The sequence below is a fragment of the Bacillus sp. FSL W7-1360 genome (genome assembly GCF_038592975.1).
Taxonomy (GTDB): domain Bacteria; phylum Bacillota; class Bacilli; order Bacillales; family Bacillaceae_D; genus Shouchella; species Shouchella lonarensis.
In genome coordinates, this window is the sequence record NZ_CP151950.1 from 273596 (window position 1) to 298783 (window position 25188).

General features: G+C 44.0%; 24 protein-coding genes and 1 riboswitch. Of the genes, 15 read left to right on the forward strand and 9 right to left on the reverse strand.

Features of this window, described 5'->3' with window-relative positions; genetic code table 11:
- Positions 1 to 231: 231 nt before the first annotated feature.
- From NSQ26_RS01380 to NSQ26_RS01390, 3 genes are all read left to right on the forward strand, one after another.
- Positions 232 to 1548 carry a T7SS effector LXG polymorphic toxin gene (locus NSQ26_RS01380; protein ID WP_499718892.1) on the forward strand — a complete coding sequence of 439 codons (1317 nt, stop codon included), beginning with the start codon at positions 232 to 234 and terminating at the stop codon, positions 1546 to 1548.
- 372 nt (positions 1549 to 1920) lie between these two features.
- Positions 1921 to 2076, forward strand: coding sequence for a hypothetical protein (locus NSQ26_RS01385; protein ID WP_499718893.1), 156 nt, complete (start codon positions 1921 to 1923; stop codon positions 2074 to 2076).
- A 179-nt stretch (positions 2077 to 2255) separates the two neighbouring features.
- Entirely contained in the window at positions 2256 to 2735 is a 480-nt protein-coding gene (locus NSQ26_RS01390) for a hypothetical protein (RefSeq protein WP_499718894.1), read from the forward strand.
- Between the two features lie 151 nt (positions 2736 to 2886).
- Here NSQ26_RS01390 and NSQ26_RS01395 read toward each other — a convergent pair whose 3' ends face one another.
- Positions 2887 to 4284, reverse strand: a complete 1398-nt coding sequence (locus NSQ26_RS01395; protein WP_499718895.1) for an L-cystine transporter — start codon at positions 4282 to 4284, stop codon at positions 2887 to 2889.
- A gap of 325 nt (positions 4285 to 4609) precedes the next feature.
- Between NSQ26_RS01395 and NSQ26_RS01400 the strand changes: the two genes are divergently transcribed.
- The 8 genes from NSQ26_RS01400 (at position 4610) to ytkD (ending at position 11450) form a co-directional block, all read left to right on the forward strand.
- On the forward strand, positions 4610 to 5563 hold the full coding sequence (locus tag NSQ26_RS01400; protein ID WP_090776408.1) for an ABC transporter permease: 954 nt from the start codon (positions 4610 to 4612) through the stop codon (positions 5561 to 5563).
- Positions 5553 to 6500, forward strand: a complete 948-nt coding sequence (locus NSQ26_RS01405; protein ID WP_090776313.1) for an iron chelate uptake ABC transporter family permease subunit — start codon at positions 5553 to 5555, stop codon at positions 6498 to 6500. The genes NSQ26_RS01400 and NSQ26_RS01405 overlap by 11 nt, the downstream gene beginning before the upstream one ends.
- A 2-nt stretch (positions 6501 to 6502) precedes the next feature.
- Complete coding sequence (locus NSQ26_RS01410; RefSeq protein ID WP_499718896.1) at positions 6503 to 7318, forward strand: iron ABC transporter ATP-binding protein; 816 nt, start codon at positions 6503 to 6505, stop codon at positions 7316 to 7318.
- Positions 7319 to 7370: 52 nt separating this feature from the next.
- A complete protein-coding gene (locus NSQ26_RS01415; protein ID WP_499718897.1) occupies positions 7371 to 8330 on the forward strand; it encodes a siderophore ABC transporter substrate-binding protein in 960 nt (319 codons plus the stop codon).
- A 165-nt stretch (positions 8331 to 8495) separates the two neighbouring features.
- A complete protein-coding gene (locus tag NSQ26_RS01420) occupies positions 8496 to 9110 on the forward strand; it encodes a restriction endonuclease (protein ID WP_499718898.1) in 615 nt (204 codons plus the stop codon).
- 35 nt (positions 9111 to 9145) lie between these two features.
- Positions 9146 to 9625, forward strand: a complete 480-nt coding sequence (locus tag NSQ26_RS01425) for a YwpF family protein (protein WP_090776309.1) — start codon at positions 9146 to 9148, stop codon at positions 9623 to 9625.
- A 109-nt stretch (positions 9626 to 9734) separates the two neighbouring features.
- Positions 9735 to 10949: an MFS transporter gene (locus NSQ26_RS01430; RefSeq protein WP_499718899.1), complete on the forward strand. Its 1215-nt coding sequence runs from the start codon at positions 9735 to 9737 to the stop codon at positions 10947 to 10949.
- Between the two features lie 24 nt (positions 10950 to 10973).
- Positions 10974 to 11450, forward strand: a complete 477-nt coding sequence (gene ytkD, locus NSQ26_RS01435) for an RNA deprotection pyrophosphohydrolase (protein WP_499718900.1) — start codon at positions 10974 to 10976, stop codon at positions 11448 to 11450.
- A gap of 38 nt (positions 11451 to 11488) precedes the next feature.
- Here ytkD and NSQ26_RS01440 read toward each other — a convergent pair whose 3' ends face one another.
- From NSQ26_RS01440 to NSQ26_RS01450, 3 genes are read right to left on the reverse strand one after another with little or no spacing between them, the layout of a single operon-like run.
- Complete coding sequence (locus NSQ26_RS01440) at positions 11489 to 12286, reverse strand: ABC transporter permease (RefSeq protein WP_499719955.1); 798 nt, start codon at positions 12284 to 12286, stop codon at positions 11489 to 11491.
- Positions 12276 to 13040 carry an ABC transporter ATP-binding protein gene (locus NSQ26_RS01445; protein WP_499718901.1) on the reverse strand — a complete coding sequence of 255 codons (765 nt, stop codon included), beginning with the start codon at positions 13038 to 13040 and terminating at the stop codon, positions 12276 to 12278. The genes NSQ26_RS01440 and NSQ26_RS01445 overlap by 11 nt, the downstream gene beginning before the upstream one ends.
- 10 nt (positions 13041 to 13050) lie before the next feature.
- On the reverse strand, positions 13051 to 14055 hold the full coding sequence (locus NSQ26_RS01450; RefSeq protein WP_499718902.1) for an ABC transporter substrate-binding protein: 1005 nt from the start codon (positions 14053 to 14055) through the stop codon (positions 13051 to 13053).
- A 440-nt stretch (positions 14056 to 14495) separates the two neighbouring features.
- On the opposite strand from NSQ26_RS01450, the gene NSQ26_RS01455 reads away from it, so the two are divergent.
- Positions 14496 to 16718, forward strand: a complete 2223-nt coding sequence (locus NSQ26_RS01455) for a beta strand repeat-containing protein (RefSeq protein WP_499719956.1) — start codon at positions 14496 to 14498, stop codon at positions 16716 to 16718.
- Between the two features lie 98 nt (positions 16719 to 16816).
- Here the strand turns inward: NSQ26_RS01455 and pckA are convergent, their stop codons facing one another.
- Positions 16817 to 18394, reverse strand: coding sequence for a phosphoenolpyruvate carboxykinase (ATP) (pckA, locus tag NSQ26_RS01460; RefSeq protein WP_499718903.1), 1578 nt, complete (start codon positions 18392 to 18394; stop codon positions 16817 to 16819).
- 236 nt (positions 18395 to 18630) lie between these two features.
- Positions 18631 to 18740: riboswitch (SAM riboswitch) on the forward strand.
- Between the two features lie 222 nt (positions 18741 to 18962).
- Here pckA and metK point away from each other — a divergent pair.
- The gene (gene metK, locus NSQ26_RS01465) at positions 18963 to 20171 is read left to right on the forward strand and encodes a methionine adenosyltransferase (protein WP_499718904.1); all 1209 of its coding nucleotides are present in this window, start codon (positions 18963 to 18965) and stop codon (positions 20169 to 20171) included.
- Positions 20172 to 20229: 58 nt separating this feature from the next.
- On the opposite strand, the gene srtD is transcribed toward metK, so the two are convergent.
- Together srtD and NSQ26_RS01475 are read right to left on the reverse strand one after the other, a co-directional pair.
- The gene (gene srtD, locus NSQ26_RS01470) at positions 20230 to 20802 is read right to left on the reverse strand and encodes a class D sortase, LPxTATN-specific (RefSeq protein WP_245701168.1); all 573 of its coding nucleotides are present in this window, start codon (positions 20800 to 20802) and stop codon (positions 20230 to 20232) included.
- The gene (locus NSQ26_RS01475; RefSeq protein WP_499718905.1) at positions 20802 to 21335 is read right to left on the reverse strand and encodes a gamma carbonic anhydrase; all 534 of its coding nucleotides are present in this window, start codon (positions 21333 to 21335) and stop codon (positions 20802 to 20804) included. Before NSQ26_RS01475 ends, srtD begins: the two co-directional genes overlap by 1 nt.
- Positions 21336 to 21465: 130 nt before the next feature.
- Between NSQ26_RS01475 and NSQ26_RS01480 the strand changes: the two genes are divergently transcribed.
- Positions 21466 to 22524, forward strand: a complete 1059-nt coding sequence (locus tag NSQ26_RS01480) for a tetraprenyl-beta-curcumene synthase family protein (RefSeq protein ID WP_499718906.1) — start codon at positions 21466 to 21468, stop codon at positions 22522 to 22524.
- 73 nt (positions 22525 to 22597) lie between these two features.
- Here NSQ26_RS01480 and NSQ26_RS01485 read toward each other — a convergent pair whose 3' ends face one another.
- Together NSQ26_RS01485 and mnmM are read right to left on the reverse strand one after the other, a co-directional pair.
- Entirely contained in the window at positions 22598 to 23161 is a 564-nt protein-coding gene (locus NSQ26_RS01485; RefSeq protein ID WP_499718907.1) for a beta-class carbonic anhydrase, read from the reverse strand.
- 22 nt (positions 23162 to 23183) lie between these two features.
- Positions 23184 to 23756, reverse strand: a complete 573-nt coding sequence (gene mnmM / locus NSQ26_RS01490; protein ID WP_499718908.1) for a tRNA 5-(aminomethyl)-2-thiouridylate-methyltransferase MnmM — start codon at positions 23754 to 23756, stop codon at positions 23184 to 23186.
- A gap of 168 nt (positions 23757 to 23924) precedes the next feature.
- Between mnmM and NSQ26_RS01495 the strand changes: the two genes are divergently transcribed.
- Positions 23925 to 25121 carry an MDR family MFS transporter gene (locus tag NSQ26_RS01495; protein WP_499718909.1) on the forward strand — a complete coding sequence of 399 codons (1197 nt, stop codon included), beginning with the start codon at positions 23925 to 23927 and terminating at the stop codon, positions 25119 to 25121.
- Positions 25122 to 25188: the final 67 nt, after the last annotated feature.

Consider the following 25188-nt stretch of genomic DNA (forward strand, 5'->3'; position numbering starts at 1 on the left):
AGAATGTGATATTAAGTGTTATTATTGGAACGATGTTATGTTTGATGGTTAAAAGTTCTTCCGAAGAAAAATGGTCTAAAAGAAAAATTTTCATTGGAATAATCGGTTTCAGTTTATTTGTTATTACTTTGAACATGTTTATCGTTCCTTGGTTAAAAAGTTTATTTTGAGGATGCGGCTTTCGGTCAATTCGGGTGGTGAAGTCTAAGAACGCGGCTCCCGTCGTCATAAATGCTGGCGGCAGGGGCTTTTTGGCTGAATGGAGAGCTTCGGATTCACGAAGATACAGATCGGTTGCAATACGTCGACAGTGCGCGTAAACATACAGAAAAAGTGCTAGAAGGCTTGTATGAGCTCGATCAAGCGTGCGTCGAATTGATGGCCGAAGTGCGGACGGAACTCTCAGAGTTAAAAACGACGCTCAAGCAAGTGTTGAACTGGACGATGACCGGCGGCGTGCGGATGACTGGTGTAAGTATCATGGAGGTAGGCGGCTATTTTGCGAACAACGCCACGCTGCATGAGAAAGCACCAGAAGTCGATACGAGCAAGGTGAATACCGGTGCAGAGGCAGCGAAGTTGATGGAAAATCCAGCATTCATGCAAGGGATAACCAATTGGAGCACGGATTCACTGTTAAACCTTGAGGCGTCAACTGATCCAGTATTAAGACAATATATGTCTACGTTGTACACACTTGTCGCAGCCGGCGCCCACCCCGATACAGTCGCCGCTGCCGCAAAAATATTGGATGACTACGTAGGGCGTCCAGTGTCGCAAGGGGTTATCCAACAAGCAGTATTGACCCCACATTCCGCTACAGATGTGTATGCAATGGCATTCCCGCTGTCTGCGCAAGCCACTTATGTACAGCAGGTGCAAGAGGCGAGGTCAAACCTGTCATCAACAGGGAAGCCTGGCGATGGGAACGTGATATATAAGTGGGAAGGGCATGGAGACAAGATGACCGCTAGAGGGGTGCCAGTGGATTATGAGGCGCTGGGGATTGAAGAGTATGTGGAGACGGTTAAGGTGAATGGACACGATGTCAATTATGCTATGATGGATGGACAGTTTATTCTGTTACGTGATAATCCTGATCTTGTATATTATACGCAAGGTGCGAAGCAAGGAAGTGTAAATTCGATTGTAGCTCAAGGTGTAAATGTTTCGGCGAATTTTTATGCATCATATTTATTGGGTAAAGGGGCTACAAAGATACCGGGGTCTGGAAAGATAAACGATAAACTAAATGAAAGTCTTGGGGGTACAGGAGCTGATGGCGTAAGAACTGTAGCTGGCTACTTTGCTGAAACTAATATACCAATATGGAAAGAAATCGTTGGAACTCCTGTACCAGAAGCCGGAACGGAACAAGTATTGGTATATATCAGCGAGGATGATGGGGAAACTTGGAGCGGAAAAGTTATGTTTACTATAGAACCAAGTGGTGATGTGAAGCGCTCTACAGATTTCGCAGAGGGCTTTTGGGATTCTGCTCTAGGGCTTTTCGGATTGGACAACAAAGACGATAAAGGTGATAAATAAAATGTGGAGTTCATTTGGTTTCTACATTGTTGTTGGCCTAGGTATGGCTATTTTAATCAATTTTGGTGCCAAACGAAAAAACAGAAAAGGATGGTTGTGGACATTCGTCTATGGCATCATTTTGGGTCTGTGTCTTATCTTGATTAAATGGATGTTTAGTCTTTTCGGTATAAACATTGATGGACGATAACCAAGCCAATATCTAATGAATAGAGGTTTGAACAGAGTATATCAGTGATGATGGCAAAACATGGGATGGAAAGTTATGTTTACAGTAACACCAGACGGAAATGTGTCTTATGATACAAACTTTGGTTCAGGTGATTTCCTTGACAATCTGAAAGACTTATTTGGATTGGGAGGCAAATAGCAATGTGGGAAGGATTAGGCTACTACATTTTATTTGGTTGGTCTTTAGCTCTTGTTGCGATGCTGCTAAAGGACTGTTTAAATGGTAATGGTAAATTATTTTATCTTGTCTTGGTTATTCGTGGTTATCGCAAAGTTGATGAGCAAGGAGCCATATAAATCTAAATTTAGGTGGCGATGGGTATTCATCTCAGGTATTATTGGCGGAACTATTCTTGTCTCTCTTGACTTACTCTTGGGTCTTTTTGGTATAGATTTTCATGTCGGTCCAAAATTTAATTGATGTTAATCGCTCCCATTGTCATCGTATGATCATGGAAATGGGAGCGTACATATTTGTGTTTGGAAAGCGATTGTCGGAACCCCTGTGGTTGAACTGGATCATGACCGGCGGCGTGCGGATGACGGGTGTAAGTATCATGGAGGTAGGCGGATACTTTGCAAACAACGCCACGTTGCATGAGAAAGCGCCAGAAGTCGATACGAGCAAGGTGAATATCGGTGCAGAGGCAGCTAAGTTGATGGAAAATCCAGCATTCATGCAAGGGATAACGAACTGGAGCACTGATCCATTGTTAAATCGACAAGCGTCTTCTGATCCGATATTAAGACAATATATGTCTACCTTGTACACACTCGTCGCAGCCGGCGCCCACCCCGATACAGTCGCCGCTGCCGCAAAAATACTTGATGACTATGTAGGTCGTCCGGTATTGCAAGGGATCATCCAACAAGCTGTATTGACCCCGCATTCCGCTATAGATGTGTATGAAATGGCATTCCCGTTGTCTGCGCAAGCGACTTATGTACTTGCCTAGGAAATTATAGATTTTGACCCCGTGGATAATTTTGCGTGAAGCGAAAAACGCCCCACGTGACTGGTCTACACTTAGGACGTAATGAAGCCGCGTTAGCAATTTTGGAGCAGACAGAGGGCTTGAAGTTTATCTTCAAGCCCTCTTACTCAAATTACCCTGGCTCCACCTGCGTATCAAGCTTCATCTCCGGGTTATTATATGTGTCGTTATCTAATTCCCCAGTTACTTTTGCGGTAAAGAGCCCAGAAACCATGCTCCCGGATACATTGACGGCTGTTCGCCCCATGTCAATGAGTGGTTCGATGGAGATAAGTAAGCCGGCTAACGCGATTGGTAAGTCTAATGCCGATAAGACGAGAATTGCGGCAAATGTTGCCCCGCCCCCGACACCAGCGACACCGAAGGAGCTAATTGCAATGACAGCTATCAGCATGAAAATGAAACTAGGCTCAAGTGGGTTTTGACCAACCGTTGGTGCGATCATGACCGCTAACATCGCTGGATAAATGCCGGCGCAACCATTTTGCCCAATGGATAATCCGAAAGATCCAGCGAAATTGGCGATACCGCTTGGGACACCAAGCTTTTTTTGTGTTTCAATGTTCATTGGCAATGCCCCTGCACTTGTACGTGAGGTGAAAGCAAATGCCAACACAGGGAATGCTTTTTTCATATATGTCCAAGCATTCATTTTTAGGAAAGTGAGGATGAGTAAATGGACAAGGAACATCGCAATGAGTGCAACATAAGAAGCGCCAACAAACTTTCCAAGTGATGCGACAGCACCAAAATCGCTCGTGGCGATTGTACGAATCATGATTGCGAGCACACCGTAAGGCGTCAATCTCAGCACGAGTGTCACGATGCGCATGATAATGGCGTGGAGGGCATCGATCAGGTTTTTGAATGTATCAGCTGATTCTGGTTGCTTTCGCCGTACACCTAAGTAGGCAACACCAATGAAAAGCGCAAAAATGACAACACCAATAGTAGAGGTCGGTCTACCACCAGTTAAGTCGAGAAAAGGATTTGCGGGAATGAGTTGGACAATTTGTTCAGGAAGTGTCAATGCGTCCATCTCTTCGTAGCGTTCTTCAATTGCTTGTCCTTGTGTGATTTCACTTTCACCTTTAGGAATTTCAATCGCTTCAAGGTTAAAAAGAGACGCAGACGCGATACCAAGTCCAGCTGCGATGGATGTTGTAGCAATGAGGGCAGCAAGGATGAGTGCACTCATCTTTCCGAGATTTTTTGTTAATGTGAGGCGCGTAAAGGCGGCTAAAATGGAAATGAAGATCAGTGGCATGACAATCATTTGTAATAGACGGACGTAACCTGTGCCAAGTAGATTTATCCAGTCAAGTGCTTGTGTTAAAGCAATGGATTCAGCATCAAACAGAACATGGAGCAGTAAACCATAAATGACACCTAACCCAAGAGAAGTAAAGACACGAGTCGAAAAAGACATATGTCTTTTTTGCATGTAAAAAAGTATTCCTATTAGCATGAGGGCAAAGACAATGATTGCAAATGTTTGCAATGTATTCATATATAGCGATTCCTTTCTTTATAGGGAGTTTACGAAACAATTATTTCATATCATGATCGATGCTTCCTATCATATTATCTATATTCCTATCAGTCAAGTAGGAATTAAAAAGTAGACCTTCTTTTTAATGTATCCATTTCTTATAAAAGCAATCATAAAAAAAGATGAGAAACTTTCTCACTTAGGGGTTGACGTCCGCTGAATTTATGGTAAACTCAAAAATGTAATTGAAAATGAATATCATTGTCGGGAAGGGGAGATTGCCCATTACAATGATGATGTGGTTTTTAAGAGGAGACAAAGCTGTTCCATGATGGTCAATTTAATGAAATATAAGTGCCTTATCCCGCTATTACTTGTTTTGTCGGTCATATCGGTATTTATAGGTGTGCAAGATATTTCGCTGTTTGATATGCCTAATTGGTCAGAAGATCAACTAAGAACAGTGCTTATAAGTCGGATCCCGCGTTTAATGAGTATTGTCATTGTTGGGATTAGCTTGAGTGTATGCGGATTAATTATGCAGCAACTTACACAAAACAAATTTGTCTCACCAACAACAGCAGGGACGATGGATTGGGCGCGCTTAGGGATGCTAGTTGGGCTCGTCATGTTTGCAAGTGCTAGCACAATGGAACGAATGTTGATCGCCTTCTTGTTTGCGTTAGGCGGCACGCTTTTGTTCGTTAAAATTCTTGAGAAAATCCGCTTTCAAAATGTGATCTTTGTGCCACTAGTCGGTTTAATGCTCGGTAGTGTCGTGAACGCAGTGACCACATTTTTTGCTTATCAGTACAACCTGGTACAAAGTTTGTCCGCTTGGATGCAAGGGAGTTTTTCGCTTGTGTTGCGCGGTAGGTACGAAGTTCTTTATATTGGGATTCCTCTCATTGTGCTTGCGTTTCTGTTTGCGAATCGTTTTACAATCGCCGGACTGGGGCAAGATTTTTCTACGAATGTCGGTTTAAACTACCGGCGCGTGATGAATATTGGCATGACGATTGTCGCGCTCATTACAGCAACGATTGTCGTGACAATTGGCTCGATTCCTTTTTTAGGACTGATTGTGCCGAACATCGTTTCGATGATGCAAGGCGACCATTTGAAAAAAAGTCTACCGAAAACAGCATTGTTCGGTGCGATCTTTCTACTTGTTTGTGATATATTAGGTCGGATCATCATATTCCCATATGAAATTCCAATTGGTTTAATGGTTGGTGTCATCGGCAGTGCACTCTTTTTATTTTTGTTGTTTAGGAGGCGTGCCTATGCGTCCTAAAACAATATTAATAATTTTCGTGGCCATTGCACTTGCATTCATTGGCGCTTACTTGTTTGTTGGATTAACGCCCACTTTATGGGATTATGCGCTACCAAGAAGAGCGACGAGTATTTTAGCTATTATTACGGTGGGGGCAGCGATCGCATTTTCTACGTTTGTATTCCAAACGATTACGCATAATCGAATTTTAACACCTAGCATTATTGGGCTTGACTCATTGTACATATTAATCCAAACGATCCTAATCTTTGCTTTCGGCACAGCAGGGTTGGCCTTGGTAAGTACGTATGTACAGTTTGGGATGACGCTTGTATTGATGGTATTGTTTTCGTTACTGCTGTATGTGCTCCTTTTTAGAAGGGAGCAGAAAAATCTTTACTTTTTATTACTCGTCGGGATAGTGTGCGGCACACTGTTTTCTAGTTTGTCGACGTTTATGCAAGTGTTAATTGACCCAAATGAATTTTTAACTGTACAAAGCCGGATGTTTGCAAGTTTTAATAATGTGCAGGTGGATTTGTTATGGATTGCACTCGTCATTTTGGCGGCAACGACAGTGTACATTTATCCACAGTTAAAGTATTTAGATGTGATCGCTTTGGGGAGAGATCAAGCAATTAATTTAGGCGTCCCATATGATCAAGCGATCCGCAAATTTTTAATTGTGATCGCAATATTTGTTTCTGTATCAACAGCGTTAGTTGGACCGGTATTGTTTTTAGGGTTACTCGTCACAAATGTTGCACGTGAACTTTTAAAAACGTCACGGCATGCATATTCTATCGCATTATCTATGCTCATTAGTGTTGTTGCGCTTGTAGCAGGTACGTTTATGTTAGAACGGGTATTGTCGTATGCAGCGCCACTAAGTGTTGTCATCAACTTTGTTGGTGGGACGTACTTCATTTATTTGCTTTTGAAAGGAGCGAAATAAACATGACGACAGCATTAATGGAACGCAAACAGCAAGTGATACGCCCGCAAATACAAGTCGGTTTAGAAGTAAAAGGCGTCTACAAATCTTATGGTGAGAATGATGTTGTTCGTGATGTGTCGATTGCGGTGAAAAAAGGAACCCTAACGTCATTTATCGGACCGAATGGTGCGGGGAAAAGTACCCTCATTGCGATGATGAGCCGATTGGTCAAACAAGACCGTGGGCAAGTATTGATTGAAGGTCAGGCGCTTGAATCATTTAAAAGTAAAGAACTAGCAAAGAAAATCTCAATCTTAAAGCAAAGCAATCATATCCACATGCGCCTAACGATTCGAGAATTAGTTAGCTTTGGTCGTTTTCCGCACTCACAAAACCGATTGACAAAAGTTGATTGGAAACACATTGATGAAGCAATTGATTACATGTCATTACGTGAGATTGAACATCAATATATAGACGAGTTAAGTGGGGGACAACGTCAGCGCGCTTACATTGCGATGGTGCTCGCACAAAATACCGATTATGTCATTTTGGATGAGCCGCTAAACAATTTGGATATGAAGCATGCTGTATCCATTATGAAAACGCTGCGTAGGCTCGTTGATGACTTGGGGAAAACGATTATGATTGTTGTCCATGATATTAACTTTGCTTCGTGTTATTCAGACGATATTGTTGCAATGAAGAACGGGCAGATTGTTAGTCACGGACGCTGCAAAGATATCATTACGCGTGCCTCATTGCGGGATATTTATGATATGGATATTGCGATTGAAGAAGTCAATTGTAATAAAATTTGTGTGTATTTTACGTAGGTCTAGGAAAGAGCTTTTCTAAAATCAATAAGACATTTGGAGGAATATATCAATGAAGAAATATGGTTTAGCTATTGGCGCAGTAATGACAGCAATTGGTTTGACTGCTTGTGGGGGAGAGAAAACAGAAAAGAATGCTTCTGAGGAGCCAAAAAAAGAGGAGCAAGCATATGTTGAAGTGACGCATGAGCTTGATAAAGAGCCGGTCAAAGTTCCGGTCGATCCTAAGGTCGTCGTTTCTTTTGATAATGGAATTACGGATTCAATTCGTGCGCTAGGTCATGATGTTGACGGTGTCCCGAAAGAAAACAATATCCCAAGCTATTTGTCTGAACTTGAAGAAGACAAATATGAAGATGTCGGCTCATTATTTGAAGCAGATTTCGAAAAAATTGTTGAGATGAAGCCGGATGTCATTTTTATTTCTGGACGAGCAATGGAAAATTATGACGAGCTTAGTAAAATTGCACCGACTGTGTATATGATGGTCGACCAAGAGAATTACATGACATCATTTGAAGAAAACATGCAAACGTTAGGTGAAATCTTTGACGCTGAAGACGAAGTAGACAAGCAGTTGGGAGAGATTCAAGCAACGATTGATGATGTGAAAACACGTGCAGAAGCAACAGACAAAAATGGCTTGATCTTATCTGTGTCAGAAGGTGCTGCGAGTGCTTTTGGTGCAGGATCGCGCTTCGGTTTAATTCATGACGTGCTTGGTGTGAAGCCGGCAGATGACATTCCTGCAGAGAATCATGGTGAAGATGTTTCATTTGAGTATATTGCAGAAAAAGATCCTGATTATATCTTTTTGCTTGACCGTGGCGCAACTGTCGGGGAAGCATCCACTGCGCAGCAAGTTCTTGATAATGAACTCGTCGGTGGGACAAAAGCTGCAAAGAACGATAAAATCATTAGTTTAGATGGTGGCGTTTGGTATTTGAGCGGAGGCGGGCTTGAATCTGTGAAGAGAATGGTTGATGAGATCGACGCGTCATTTGAGAAGTAAGAAAGATTTTTAAGATAACCGGTTAAGTTGTTGCGTGAACAACTTAACCGGTTTTAATTTGTTATTTTTTAGCTATAAAACTGGTATCGCGATCATCCTTTTCGTATAATGAAAGGAACATATCTCTCTAGAGGTAACATAAAAAAAGAGAGGGATTGACATACTGTGGATATTTTAAATATAGGACTAACGTTGTTCATTGTGTTTGCGCTTTTATTGTCCATCTTTTTCATCTGGCGCACGTTACAGCAAAGGCGTAGGGTGAACGTAGCAAAGATTACAATGAGAGACATTGAGCGCATGGCTGGTCTTGAGTTTGAAGATTACTTAGCAGCCGTCTTTGCGGCCATTGGCTATGAAACCTATCGAACAACAAAAAGTGGTGACTTTGGTGCAGATTTGCTTGTCATTGATAAGGAAGGGAAGCGTATTGTCATTCAAGCGAAGAGATATGACACAAAGTTAGGATTAAGCTGTGTGCAAGAGGTGTATACAGCCAAAGCATATTATGATGCAGATGAAACGATGGTGGTCACCTCAGCGAATGAAGTGACAGCAGCATGCTGGCAATTAGCCGCAAAAACGGGGACAAGTTTTTTATTGAAAGAAGATTTGGAGGAACTTTCATATTTACTGCGCAAAGGGCAACTGGGGGAAGCAAGAGAGCTTGTATGCACACCGCAATACGCTGAAAAAAAGCCGGGAAGCCCACGGTTAGAAGCCGTTTCTGGTGAGAGAAGAAGGATCGAGGTAGGTGCGTATCACTACACGCGTAAGTAAATAGATGAAAAAATACGATGTAGGGAGTTGAACTTGTGAAAACGTATAAACTGCATGCTTTGCAAGTGATTGAGGAACAAGATGGACATGTTAAGCAACGTCCGATCCCGCTTGAAGATGGCTTAATTATTAATATGGAAAATAAAGAGCGGGTCTGGTTTGTAGATGCTGTCGTTTCAGCATCAGACGTGACCTCGTTTGAGCAAATATATGAGAAAGGTCAGCATATGTTAATTAGCGTGGTAATTACAAGCAAAAATAATCATCCTGCTGTTATGTTCACATCTATTGAATCCATCACTGATTTAAATGAAGGAAAAGGAATTGTATTTAAAGGAAAAATTATCTTTGGACGTGATGATGTACTAAAGGATGTCTTTAAAGATTTACTAAAAAATGATTACAATAAGGATGAGATGCTTGGTGAGTTTAAGCGACGTGTGGAACAGGTAGAAGGGTATTCAGAACAAACGATTCAGCAATTGTATCACATGTATCAAAATTTAGAGTCATGAGGAAACTGTCGCTGTTCAACATGTAACGAGGTTTACCCCTATGTCGATGTGAATAGGAAAAGTAATCTTCCTTATACTAACTACATCAGGCTGAAAAAGGGGTATTTTTGTGAGTGATGAAAAGCAAACTGGGGGCTTATTTGCACTAGCTTCTGTACCACTTGTCATGACACTGGGCAATTCTATGTTAATCCCTGTGTTACCTACGATGGGACGAGAATTAGATGTGAGCGCATTTATGATAAGCTTGTTAATTACGGTTTACTCGGTCGTGGCGATTTTATGTATCCCTTTAGCGGGGTATTTATCAGATCATATCGGTCGTAAGCATGTCATCATTCCAAGCTTATTTATTGCTGGTCTCGGTGGATTGATTGCTGGTTTTGCAGGATGGAAGATGGAAGAGCCATACTGGGTCATTTTAATTGGGAGATTTCTCCAAGGGATAGGCGCGGCAGGAGCGGCGCCAATTGTGATGCCGTTTGTTGGTGATTTATTTACAGATAAACGACAAGTAAGTGAAGGGTTAGGGATGATTGAAACGTTGAATACATTTGGTAAGGTGCTAAGTCCAATATTTGGGGCACTACTAGCATCTATTGTATGGTTCATGCCTTTTTTTGCATTCCCTTTGTTTTGTATACTGTCTATTTTATTATTATTGTTGCTTGTAAAGAGCCCACCACTCTCCCAGAAGTCGGTACCGTTTGGCAAATTTATTGAGACGGTGAAGACAATTTTTAAACGCGAAGGGCGCTGGCTCTATATTGTCTTTATTGTTGGATGTCTTGTGATGTATATATTGTTTGGGGTACTTTTTTACTTGTCGACGCATCTAGAAGAGACGCACCAAGTTCATGATATTCCTAAAGGTGTCATTCTTGCGTTTCCATTAATGGCATTATGTATTACTTCATATGTGTCAGGGCGTGCAATTGGTCAAGATCAAATGAAGATGAAATGGATGACAGTTGTGGGGTTATTTTTACTATTTGTTTCGATATTTGTTGTTGCCCTGAAGCAAGATATTTATATTATGTTGACGGCCTTGTTTGTCGCTGGTATGGGCATTGGGGCAGTATTACCTAGTCTTGATGCATTTGTTACAGAAGGAATTCCAATAGAACAGCGTGGCTCTATTACATCTTTGTATAACAGCATGCGTTTTGTTGGTGTAGCTACCGGACCACCGTTGTTTTCGTTGTTTATGAAAGGAAGTCATTTTTGGATGTTCGCTATGAATGCATGTATCGTTTTTGCGGCAGTCATCGTCGTGTATTTTGGTATTAGACCAAAGAAAATTTCTGTTAGAACATGGCGATAGAGTAAAGAACAAAGGGGCGTGTGTATGCAAACATTTCATGATGTACATGGGAATGTGATTCAACTTGTCTTAGGGAAAGACTGTCTTCTTGATGATAATCCAAAACATGTGTTTGTGCTTGCCCGCTATGGTGGGCAATGGTTATTAACAAAGCATTTGGAAAGGGGTTATGAATTTCCAGGTGGCAAAGTGGAACCTGGAGAAACAGCTGAAGACGCAGCAAGGCGTGAAGTGGCAGAAGAAACAGGCGGACAAGTGGACGTATTAACACATATTGGACAGTACTGTGTAAAAGAAAAGACGGGAAAGGCGTTTTATAAAAATATTTATGTCGCAACGATTAGTGAAGTAAGGTCATTAAAAGATTATTACGAGACAGAAGGACCTATTTTACTACGAGAATTACCGACTTCAATAAAGACAGATGAAAGGTTTAGTTTTATGATGCGGGACGATGTTGTAAGGGAATCTATTGAATATGCTTTAAAAAAGGTGTTGTGATGACATGGAAAGACAGCACGTGTAAACTTGACGTGCTGTTACGTGTGAAAACGGGTGACGTGTTTTTCGAGGTATTCAATGAAAAGGTACATCACAGTGGCTAAAACTGCAATGACTAGTAAGCTCATGAAGACGAGGTTAAAGTTAAATACTTGGAAACCGTAAATGATTAAATAACCTAATCCTTGTTTTGAAACGAGAAACTCTCCAACGATTACACCAACCCATGCGAGTCCGACGTTCATTTTTAAGGTTGAAATCATGACAGGTATCGTCGCAGGATAAACGACATGCTGGAACATTTGCTTTCTGGAGGCGGAGAATGTTTTCATAACGGTCAAATAATTAGGGTCAACCTCTTTAAAAGCAGTGTAAATAATCATTGTTGTTAAAATAACGGATATGAGCATACCCATCGCAATAATGGAAGCGATGTTTGGTCCAAGTCCAACGATCAGAATGGGTCCAATTGCAATTTTTGGCATGGCGTTGAAAACGACTAAAAAAGGTTCTAAAACTTTGGCCGCAAATGGAAACCACCAAAGCGAAGAGGCAAGTAGTATACCGGCTATTGTACCTAGTAAAAAACCGAGAATCGTCTCAAACAGCGTTACAGATGCATGTAGCCATAATGCGCCGGTCACCATTTGTTCGTAAAGTAAAGATAAGATACGAGAAGGCGCACTAAAAAGCAAGGGGTCAATCCATTGTAGGCGAGAACTCACTTCCCATACGCTAATAAAGGTCACAAAGATGAGTATTTGCATGACACGCACTTTTTGGTTTTTCTGTTTATGTTGACGAAGGTATTGGGTGTGTAAATCATCATGATTGATCAAGACGCTCCAGCTCCTTCCAAATGAGTTGGAATTGTTGCTGGAACATAGGGTCTTGTCTTGTGTCAAAAGGTGTTTGCTGTTTCAGTGATGATGGAATCTCAAAAATTTGTTCCACTTTTCCAGGTCTTGGTGTTAATAGTACAATGCGATCGCTCATTGCAATGGCTTCACCAATGTCATGTGTCACGAGTATTGTTGTTTTATTTTCTTTTTTCAGCGTTTTAGAAACGAGGTTTTCTAATTTTAATTTTGTTTGCTGATCGAGTGCGGAAAATGGTTCGTCTAAGAGAACGACGGCTGGATTCGTGGCAAGCATGCGAATGAGAGCAATTCGTTGCCGCATTCCCCCGGACAATGCGCGAGGGAATTCTTTTTTTTTGTCAGTAAGCTGGAAAGCATCTAACCACTTCAGTGCATTTTGTTTTGATTCAAAGTCGTATATACCACGAATTCTTTGACCAAGTGTGATGTTTTCTTCAATAGAAAGCCATGGGAATAAGTAATCATGTTGTAGCATGTAACCAATATCTGTTGTTGCTTCTTTGGGGTGGATAATGGTTCTTGTTCCTTCTATTGGTTCAAGTAATCCAGCAATAATTGAGAGTAATGTTGTCTTCCCACATCCACTTGGACCGAGCAATGAGACAAATTCTCCTTCTTTGACGTGAAGAGAAACATGTTGAAGGGCAGGAAATGTTCCTTCTTTATTTACATAAGTTAAAGAAATATCTTCCAATTTTAAGATAGCCATGTTCATCCTCCTAGTTTAGGCTCTCTTTAGCAATGGCTTCTTCAACAAGTTGCATGAAGGGGGCATCCTCGGGTAGTTCACCTGCTTTATCCATAATGTCTAATAAACGTTGCCAAGCATCCTCTGTGATGACAGGTGTTTCTGCATAAGAATCTTGTTGTTTGTAGCGGGTGATCGCATGAGCTAATACATCTGTAGGTGTGTCATCAAAAAAAGGCGCAATAAGTTGTGCAATTGTAGTTGCTTCTTCTTGTTGAACAAATTTCTGTCCTTGATATAAAGCCCGTGTGAACCGAACATATAGGTCATGATGTTTATTTAATCGACTTTGTTTTGCAATAAAGGATGTGTATGGAACAAGACCCGATTCTTCTCCAAAAGAAGCAACAATTGTCCCGAGTCCTTCTTGTTCAAAAAGGGTTGCTTGTGGTTCGAATAGTTGAACATAGTCACCCGTGCCTGATGCATAAGCACTTGCAATATTACTAAAATCAATATGTTGTAGTAGAGTGAGATCGGTATAAGGATCAATGTCATGTTGTTTGAGTACATACTCACCAACCATTTGAGGCATACCCCCTTTTCTTTGTCCTAAAAAAGTGCTGTTTTTTAAATGGTCCCAACTAAAAGGTTTTTGTGCATGGCGAGCGACTAAAAAGGTTCCATCTGTTTGTGTCAGCGCAGCAAAGTTTATGGCAGGATCAATTGGAGATTGATTTTTGACGTAGATGGTTGTTTCTGAACCAACCAGGGCAACGTCTGCACCATTTGAAAGAAGTGTTGTCATTGTTTTATCACCACCCCAAGTCGTAGTGAGTGAGATATCAATATTTTCTTCAGCAAAGAAATTAGCGGCAATGGCAGTATAAAAAGGGGCATAAAAAACAGAACGGGTAACTTCCGCGACACGTATCACATCTTGGTCTGATGTTTTTTGACAAGAAGTCATAAAAAAAGTTGACGTAACGAGGAAGAAAATGGTTAAAATTCGTTTCAATAAATCCACTCCTTTCATGAAGTGAGGTCACATTCATCCTATGCATGTATGTATAGAGATGTGAAATGTAATATAACAAGGCTTTTAATTGATTATTTTCAATCAGTAACTAATTCTTTGTGTTACCATAAAATAATTATGTATGTATTAGAAATGTAAAAGAGGAGAAGGGAGATTATCACGTGACGAAGAGGAGATGTGATTGCTGTTCATGTCATTGTCAGAGCTCTTATGTGCGATCATGTTCATGTAATGTACAATGTTTTAAACGTGTGTCACAAAATAAGATCACATGTTGTTGTCCAGGTCCGACGGGGGCAACGGGACCGACCGGTCCACCAGGCGTAACTGGTCCACCGGGAGTGACGGGCTCACCTGGGGTCGGGGCAACGGGAGTGACGGGTCCAACGGGAGCAACGGGTCCAACCGGTCCACCAGGCGTAACTGGTCCACCGGGAGTGACGGGCTTGCCGGGAGCCGGAGCAACGGGAGCGACGGGAGCGACGGGACCGACCGGCCCAACGGGAGCAACGGGACCGACCGGCCCACCAGGAATAACCGGGGCAGGAGTAACAGGAGCAACGGGTCCGACGGGTCCAACAGGGGCAACAGGTCCGACCGGTCCACCAGGAGTAACTGGGGCAGGAGTGACAGGAGCGACAGGAGTCACCGGTCCAACGGGAGCAACGGGACCGACCGGCCTACGAGGAATAACCGGGGCAGGAGTGACAGGAGCGACGGGAGTCACCGGTCCACCGGGAGCAACGGGACCGACCGGTCTACGAGGAATAACCGGGGCAGGAGTGACAGGAGCGACGGGAGTCACCGGTCCACCGGGAGCAACGGGACCGACCGGCCTACGAGGAATAACCGGGGCAGGAGTGACAGGAGCGACGGGAGTCACCGGTCCACCGGGAGCAACGGGACCGACCGGCCTACGAGGAATAACTGGGGCAGGAGTGACAGGAGCGACAGGAGTCACCGGTCCACCGGGAGCAACGGGACCGACCGGTCTACGAGGAATAACCGGGGCAGGAGTGACAGGAGTGACAGGAGCGACGGGAGTCACCGGTCCAACGGGAGCAACAGGTCCGACCGGCCTACGAGGAATAACCGGGGCAGGAGTGACAGGAGCGACAGGAGTCACCGGTCCAACGGGAGCGACGGGACCGACCGGCCTACGAGGAATAACCGGGGCAGGAGTGACAGGAGCGACAGGAGTCACCGGTCCACCGGGAGCGACGGGACCAACCGGCCTACGAGGAATAACCGGGGCAGGGGTGACAGGAGCGACGGGAGTCACCGGTCCACCGGGAGCAACGGGACCGACCGGCCTACGAGGAATAACCGGGGCAGGAGTGACAGGAGCGACGGGAGTCACCGGTCCAACGGGAGCAACAGGTCCGACCGGCCTACGAGGAATAACCGGGGCAGGAGTGACAGGAGCGACAGGAGTGACGGGTCCAACGGGAGCAACGGGACCGACCGGCCTACGAGGAATAACCGGGGCAGGAGTGACAGGAGCGACGGGAGTGACGGGTCCAACGGGAGCAACGGGACCGACCGGCCTACGAGGAATAACGGGGGCAGGGGTGACAGGAGCGACAGGAGTGACGGGTCCACCGGGAGCAACGGGACCGACCGGCCTACGAGGAATAACCGGGGCAGGGGTGACAGGAGCGACAGGAGTCACCGGTCCAACGGGAGCGACGGGACCGACCGGCCTACGAGGAATAACCGGGGCAGGAGTGACAGGAGCGACAGGAGTAACAGGAGTGACGGGTCCGACAGGAGTAACAGGCCCGACCGGTCCGACCGGGGTAACAGGAGTGACGGGACCGACGGGAGTGACGGGTCCAACGGGAGTAACGGGACCGACCGGCCTACGAGGAATAACCGGGGCAGGGGTGACAGGAGCGACAGGAGTCACCGGTCCAACGGGAGCAACGGGACCGACCGGCCTACGAGGAATAACCGGGGCAGGAGTGACAGGAGCGACGGGTCCGACAGGAGTAACAGGAGTGACGGGTCCGACAGGAGTAACAGGCCCGACCGGGGTAACAGGAGTGACGGGACCGACAGGAGTAACAGGCCCGACAGGACCGACGGGAGTAACGGGAGTAACGGGACCAACGGGAGTAACGGGAGTGACGGGACCGACCGGGGTAACAGGAGTGACGGGACCGACCGGAGTAACAGGTCTGACCGGACCAACCGGAGTAACGGGGCTACGTGGCCCAACGGGACCGACTGGAGCTCTTCCATTTGAAACAACATTTGCTGAATTTTTAGGTTTTGGGTTTACGGGAGTAACGGGAGTAACGGGTCCAACACTTGTTGAATGGGCAAATGTAGGAGCCACAGGAGATGGTATTTCTCTTGTGGGCAATACGATGATTCAATTAGATCCGACAGCAACTTATTTTGTCAGTGCCACTGTAATGGGAAGTGGTGCGACGGGGATGTTAGGTGCTACTGCGGAAATAGGAATGAATATTAATGTAGATCCGCCACCGCCTACTCAAGTGTTGAGGGAAATATCAATGGGAGAAATACTGACGTTTACGCGTTCATTCGTTGTATTGGCAAATACGCAAAAAGAATTGAGAGTGTTATTATTTTCTGGAGGAACATCAGCACAGTTTAATAATATTTATTTAACCATTGTTAGAATTGTGTAGACGTATTGTGTGGGATTCTTTCAATAATAGTCATAGAAAAAGCTTCTCCCTATTAACAGTCTAATGTTACATAGGGAGAAGCTTTTCTGTTTGTAAAATTACTTTACCGGTCCTGCTTGATAAACATTCGTGTCGACTGAAGAGAAACGTTTAAAGTTTTCTCGGAACTGCTGCGCAAGGTGTGTCGCTGTTTCGTCATAGGCAGCTGTATCTTGCCACACATTTCGTGGGTTTAATAGATGATCGGGAACACCTGGACAACGTACAGGCATGTGTAAGCCGAAAAATGGATCACAAATTGTGTCTACGTGTTTTAATTCTCCTTGAATGGCAGCTTCCACCATCGCGCGTGTGTAGGATAATTTAATTCGTGCACCTACACCGTAACTACCCCCAGACCAGCCGGTATTGACGAGGAACACGCTTACATCATGATGCTCAATTTTTTCACCAAGCATTTTGGCGTAGCATTCAGCTGCACGTGGCAAGAAAGGTGCGCCAAAACAAGTAGAAAAAGTTGTTTCTGGTTTTGTAATGCCTCGTTCTGTGCCGGCAAGTTTACTTGTGTATCCAGATAAGAAGTGATACATTGCTTGTTCTTTTGTAAGTTTACTAATAGGTGGCAATACACCAAAAGCATCGGCAGTTAAAAAGATGATTGTGTTTGGATGTCCGGCGATACTAGGTGTGATCGCGTTTGGAATATGCTCAAGCGGATAGGCAGCCCGTGTATTTTCTGTTTTTATACGGGCGCGATAGTCCGGTTGGCGTGTTTCAGGATGCAAGCACACATTCTCTAGTACTGTACCGAATCGAATAGCATCCCAAATTTGTGGCTCTTTTTCTCGAGATAGATCAATACATTTTGCATAGCATCCGCCTTCAATATTGAAGACACCATTGTCGGACCAGCCATGCTCATCATCACCGATTAAAGAACGATTATTTGAGGCTGACAACGTTGTTTTTCCTGTTCCAGAAAGACCAAAAAACAATGTTACTTCGCCATCACTGCTTGTGTTAGCCGAACAGTGCATAGGTAGAACCATTTGATCAGGTAATAAATAATTCATGACAGAAAAAATTGCTTTTTTCATTTCTCCCGCGTATTCAGTACCGCCAATTAAGACAACACGTTTTTCAAAAGAAATGATCACAAATGCCTCAGAATTTGTACCATCAATGAGTGGGTCTGCTTTAAAAGTCGGTGCGCTTACAATTGTAAAAGAATCTTTTTTTGCTGTTGAATCACTCGTGCGAATAAACAATTGCCGGGCAAATAGATGGTGCCACGCAAATTCATTAATATATGTGATTGGAAGTTGGTAAGTAACATCAGCACCTGCGTATCCTGTTGATACATAGCACCCTTCTTTTTCTTGCAAATAGCATAACACTTTTTCGTATAGTCGTTTGAAGGTAGAGGGATCGATGGGTTTGTTTACGTTCCCCCAGTCAATTGAAGAACGTGTCGCGTCTTCAGAGACAATAAACTTGTCATTAGGGGATCTACCGGTATAAGCTCCTGTCTCCACAGAAAGCGCACCTGTTGGTGTAAGGGTACCTTCTTTGCGAGCGAGTGCATGTTCAACAAGTGTTGGCACAGGCAGGCTGTGTAATGTATGCTGACTTGAGAGTAACTGTTCTAATTGTGTTGAGCCGTTCAAAATGTTCATATTGATCTCCTTCCCTTAATCAGGACAAGTATAACGTATCAGTCTTGATTTAGTATAACACATTATAGTCATTATTCCATACTAAAGTGAGCAAAAATGTAATAAATTTATTCGACACAGGTTAAAAAAGGTTTATCCATAGCAACCTTTCTTTTTTTGTCGAGTTATGTTAGACTAATAGGGCAACATACTGACGTGCTCACGTTAAAGTGGTGAACACTCCAGTAAACGTAGTACTTTTATCAAGAGTCGGCTGAGGGACAGGCCCAATGAAGCCCAGCAACCAACACCTTTTAGAGGTGGAAAGGTGCTAACCTGCAAGACAATATGTCTTGGACGATAAGAGGCGAATGGTAAACATTAGGTACCCTTTTCCTCGCGGAGAAGGTTTTTTATTGTGTACAGGTGTATGTCTCAATATTACTGGAACTTTGAGGCAAACGTTAGCATAGGCTGTTGTTAGTTCCCCTCTAGAACGCTTATGGAGGACTATGGATACGCCTTGTAGACATAAAAAGGAGATACCATAGAGCCAAGCAGTCCGGAGAAATAGAGAGGAGTATGTAAAGTGGAAAAAGAAAGAAGTCGGCATTTATTTACATCTGAATCAGTAACCGAGGGCCATCCTGATAAAATTTGTGATCAAATTTCGGATGCGATTTTAGATGATATTTTGACAAAAGACCCAAATGCTCGTGTCGCTTGTGAGACATCGGTCACAACAGGTTTAGTGCTTGTCGCAGGAGAAATTACAACGAGCACGTATGTGGATATTCCGAGTGTGGTACGTAGAACGATCAAGGAGATTGGTTACACGCGCGCAAAATACGGTTTTGATGCGGACACTTGTGCAGTATTAACATCAATTGATGAGCAATCGGCTGATATTGCCCAAGGTGTGGATGAGGCACTTGAAGCAAGAGAAGGACAAATGACGGATGCGGAGTTAGAAGCGATCGGTGCTGGGGATCAAGGGTTAATGTTTGGTTTTGCGACAAATGAAACGAGCGCGCTCATGCCATTACCGATCTTTTTAAGTCACCAGTTGGCCCGCCGTTTGTCGGAAGTCCGTAAAGACGGCACACTTAATTATTTGCGCCCCGATGGGAAAACGCAAGTGACGATTGAATATGATGAACAAGGTAAGCCGGCGCGTGTAGATACGATCGTCATTTCAACGCAACATGCACCAGAAGTGACCCTTGAACAAATTCAAACAGACATGAAAAAGTATGTCATTGAAGCGGTTGTATCAAGTAAATGGTTGGATGAGGAGACAAAGTATTTTATCAATCCAACAGGTCGCTTTGTCATTGGCGGACCACAAGGAGATGCGGGGTTAACGGGAAGAAAGATTATCGTTGACACGTATGGTGGTTATGCGCGCCATGGTGGAGGTGCTTTCTCTGGGAAAGATGCAACGAAAGTTGACCGTTCGGGTGCGTATGCAGCACGGTACGTGGCGAAAAACATTGTTGCAGCAGGGTTAGCGGAGAAATGTGAAGTGCAACTCGCTTATGCGATTGGTGTTGCCCAACCCGTGTCTATTTCTATTGACACGTTTGGTACTGGACGTGTCGCTGAAGAGACGCTTGTAAAATTGGTACGGAAGCATTTTGATTTGCGTCCGGCTGGAATTATTAAGATGCTCGATTTACGTCGACCAATTTACAGACAGACAGCGGCATATGGCCACTTCGGTCGTGATGATGTGGCTTTACCGTGGGAAGCGACGGATAAAGCTGAAATTCTTAAGTCTGAACTCGCAACACAGTAATTGCATATAAAACGAGCCTTATGCTGCTTTGATATCATATCAGCATAAGGCTTTTTCCTTAGTCAGTCACCGGATAGGCATACGCAACGAAACGCTCGGGCGCATCGCCAACAAAAGAAAATGGGTAACATGTTGTCACAACAAGCACTTCTTCACCCATCTCCCGAATGACAGATGTGTCATCTTCTGAGACGATATCTGTTTCTTTAATTTCATAAGTGTATGATCCATATGGCATGTTAATTGTAAAGGTATCACCAATCTCAATTTTATCAAACTGGCGGAAGACCGTGTCGCGGTGACCGGACATGACAATTTGTTCTCCTTGCCCAGGAAGGACGGAGTCAACTAAATGACCAATTCCTTTATCAAGCGCGTCTGCGTCGGTTCCTTCAACAATAGGTAATGTCTTATCTAATTTAGGAATATCCATTGTCGCGAATGCCTCATACATTTCTGGTTTGTAAGATTGAATATCAAAATTTTCTTCTGGCGCGTTGTTTTTTGACAAGTTCTCTTCTGCTTGCGCCAGTGATTGTTTTTGTTGTTGTTCATTTTTAATAAATAAATAACCGAATACAGCGATAGAGATGACACCAGCGATAATAAGAAGATTGCTGATCCACTTGATCATTGAATTTCCCCCTGTTTCTCACTTTGGATAATTTTATATGCTTGTCCTTTTTCTACATATTCACGGCGAATACGCGCCATATCAGCCTGGTCTTCATCGTTTAACGGACGGATCACTTTAGCCGGACGACCGAAGGCGAGCATACCTGGTGGGATCACTTTTCCCGGAGGTACAAGGCTGCCAGCGCCGATAAAAGCCCCTTCTCCAATTTCAGCGCCATCTAACACGATCGATCCCATACCGATGAGCGCATTTTTGCGAATGACCGCGCTATGGAGCATCACTTGGTGTCCAACAGTGACATCATCTTCAATGAGTAATGTCCGGTTGGGGCTTTGATGAAGCATTGATTGGTCTTGAATGTTGACACGATCCCCAATGATCGTTGGGGCGACATCGCCGCGAATGACCGTATGAAACCAAATACTTGATTCAGCGCCAATCGTGACATCCCCGGTAATACAGGCATTCTCAGCAATAAAAGCGGATGATGCAATACGTGGTGTATGATTACCATAACGGGAAATCATAGGTGCACTTCCTTTTCGATAAAGTTAAAAAGCGTTATAATGAGTGTAACCTAAAAGAGGTGGATGCGACAAGCGAGATGTCTAATAAGGAATGTTAGGTGTCGTGTTTACATAGAAGGAGTGTTTTTATTTGTCAGCACCAACAACTGCAATACCGCTGTTGTATCGGATTTATCGAAAGGTGGTCCCGACTGTTCATAAACATTATGATGCGTGGATAAATCGCGCGCAAACGATTCCTGATCCGGAATTACGAAGCCAAGCCCTTGATGCCCTGGCGCGGAAAAAGTTTCATTGTGAAGGTGGCGGTGTTTATGGGTTAGCGGCACAAGGTCATTTTGAAGAGCTTATTCAGTTTATTATTTCTTACCAATTGATTTGTGACTACTTAGACAACCTATGCGACCAAAGTGACTCACTGGATCCAAATGATTTTCGGGCGTTGCATAATGCTTTGCTCATTGCGCTTCAACCTGGGGTGGCGCACGAAGATTATTATGCTTATCGCGCGCAGAAAGACGACGGCGGTTATTTACAAGCGTTAGTAGAAAACTGCCAAAAGATTGTCACGACATTTCCGTCTTTTACCGTCTTTCAGCCGCACATGCTGAAAATGAGTGGTTTGTATGGCGACTTGCAAGTATACAAGCATGTCAAAAAAGAGGATCGTGAACCACTCTTAAAAGCGTTTTTTGAGAAACATCGCCATGATCTCCCTGAGGAGATGACATGGTATGAATTTGCGGCGTGCACGGCGTCGACATTAGCGATTTATACGATGGCAACGTATGCGACGAAGCCCGACGTCTCTCGGGAGCTTGCACAAACGATTTGTGATGGCTATTATCCGTACGTTCAAGGGATGCACATTTTGCTTGATTATTTTATTGACCAAAAAGAAGATATCGCGGACGATGAGTTGAATTTCTTGTTTTACTATGACAGCAAGGAGCAAATGGAGGAGCGTTTCCGGTATTTTGTTAGGAAAGCAGAAGAGACCCTTTCTGAGTTGCCGGATCCGAAATTTCATCGGATGTTGATTCGTGGGGTCATTGCGCTATATTTGGCGGACGAGAAAGTTCAAAAGGACCCTGAGCTTAAGGGGCAGTCAAAAGAAATTTTTAAGACAGGTGGGCTGCATACGTTTTTCTTTTTCTTAATGAATAGCCGGATTTTTAGGCGGAAGTGAGGTGGATAGAAGCTGGTGAACCTGTGTTAAGTAGGTTACCAGCTTCTATTTAGAACAACGATGAGCTTTCAGATCACGCCTGTAAATCCCGCACCAATAACTCGAGCTCGCCCGTCTCTGGGTCAATTACAAGCCCATGGACGCGCACATCGCTTGGGAGGAGTGGGTGGTGGACAATCGTGTCGACACTGTGGCGCACGCTTTCTTTTACATCGTCGAAGCCAGACAAAAATTGGTGAATATCGACACCTGCATATTCTAGTGATGAAATTTGGTCAAGGTCTACCCCGCGCCCTTCTGCTTTTTCAAGGATAGATGGTGCTGATAAACCCGTCATGCCGCACCCGTGGTGACCGATGACATACACTTCTTCTGCGCCAAGTTCATAAATAGCGACTAAAATACTACGCATAATGCTTCCGAACGGATGAGAAATGACCGCGCCAGCATTGCGGATAATTTTTGCGTCACCATTACGTAGGTTCATAGACGCGTGCAGCAACTCGACGAGCCGGGTGTCCATGCATGTTAAAATAACAATCTTTTTTTCCGGAAATTTTGTGGTGGTGAAACGTTTATAGTCTTCATTGGCAACGAATGTTTGATTAAAGGATAAGATGTTGTCTAATTGCGTCATTAATAATGACCCCTTCCATTGGTTATCTTTTTTCAATTGCAATGACAAAAGGTGGATCGTTTTGTTGGTTGATAAAGGCATATTGGAGGACATGAAAATCGGTTTGTGATAAGGCAGTGACATTATTTAATACGGTGTCTCTCTCTTTTTTTCCTGTTTCGTGTCCGGAATATATGACAAGGACAACGAGTCCATGTTGCTTTAGTTGTGACAAGATGGTATGAAGTGCGTGGACTGTTGCACTGCCCGTAGTCGTAATGGACTTATCGCCTCTTGGTAAATAGCCGAGGTTAAAAATGGCTCCGGCGATCACCGAATTCCGGAAAGCTGAGATTTCTTCTAATGTTTCGTGGCCTTGGCAATATAAAGATACGCGGTCATTGACACCGGCTGTTTTCAAGCGTTCCGTTGTGCGGGCAATCGCGGCCGGTTGAATATCTGTACCAATTACGTGCCCGGTATCACCGACAATTTTTGCTAAAAACAATGTGTCGTGCCCGTTGCCCGCCGTCGCATCAATGACTGTATCACCTTGCTTCACTGTTTGTGTCAGGAGCGTGTGTGCAAAAGGGATCGGACCTAATAGTGTAGTCATACCGTCTCTCCTTATGTTCAGTATGAAGCGTAGTATCTACAAAAAGAGTGTACCATAATTGCATTGGTTAGGCGAAGTCATTTTCGTTGCCTTTTTTAGTTGAAGCAGCTAAACTACCATAAGTTAAAGTAAAATGTTGTAAGTAGATAAGTGAGAGGAGGAAAAGACATGCCTAAGTCGATGTGGGTACTCATCATTGCTGTTGTAATCAATGTAACCGGTGCGTCTTTTCTGTGGCCATTAAATGCTGTCATCATGCACGACGTATTAGGGCAATCGTTGACTGCTTCAGGATTTGTACTCATGCTCAATGCAGCTGCAGGCGTGACGGGAAATTTAATTGGCGGACGACTGTTTGATAAGGTCGGTGTTTATCCAGGATTAGTTGCAGCAATCACAATTGCCGTCATTTCTTCCATCTCACTCGCGCTTTTTTTTGAAACGTATGCATTATATGCATTATTTTTAGTCGGTATTGGCTTAGGCTCGGGTATGATGATGCCGTCTATGTACGCACTCGCAGGGAGTTTGTGGCCGGACGGAGGCCGTCGTCCATTTAATGCCGTTTATGTTGCCCAAAATGTCGGTGTCTCCCTTGGTACCGCACTGATTGCCGTCATCACATTGGTTCGTCTCACAGATGTGTTCATTGCCAATGCGCTCATGTATGTAGGCCTACTCATTTTTGTGGTCATTTTTTTCCGACCATTTAAAGCGCAGCAACAGACGACAGCAGACGCGCGACTGCAACAGGCGCGCACGTCCTTTAAAAAGCAATATCGGCTGCATGCTCTGTTACTCATTTGCGCTGCTTTTCTCATTTGCTGGATCGGTTATACGCAGTGGCAAGCAAATGTCAGTGTGCATATGCAAGTGCTTGGATTGCCGCTTCCTTATTATAGTTTGCTATGGACAATCAATGGCTTACTCATTGTATTTGCCCAACCACTTGTGAAATGGCTCATTCACAAAGGGAAGCTGTCGATGAAGGGACAAGTCACTACCGGCATCATCGTTTTTTCTATTTCTTATCTTGTGCTGACGCAGGCAAGTGCCTTTTCGATGTTCCTGTGCGCAATGCTCATTTTGACTCTCGGTGAGATGTTCGTTTGGCCAGCGGTGCCAACGATTGCGAGCCAATTAGCACCACCCGGGAAGTCGGGAATGTATCAAGGGATTGTTGGTAGTGTATCTACGGGGGGACGGATGATTGGTCCTTTATTTGGTGGCATGATTGTTGACCATTATTCTATGCATGTCTTACTCATGATCATCAGTGTGCTCCTTTTATGTGCCTTGCCGCTCGTCCGTTTTTATGATTGTCCATTGAAAAAAGAGAAAACTGAAGATGTACGACTTGTATAAGAGGCTATGGTTACACGACGATAGCCTCCAAGTGTGCATAAAACAAGCGCATTAAAGCCAAGCTTTT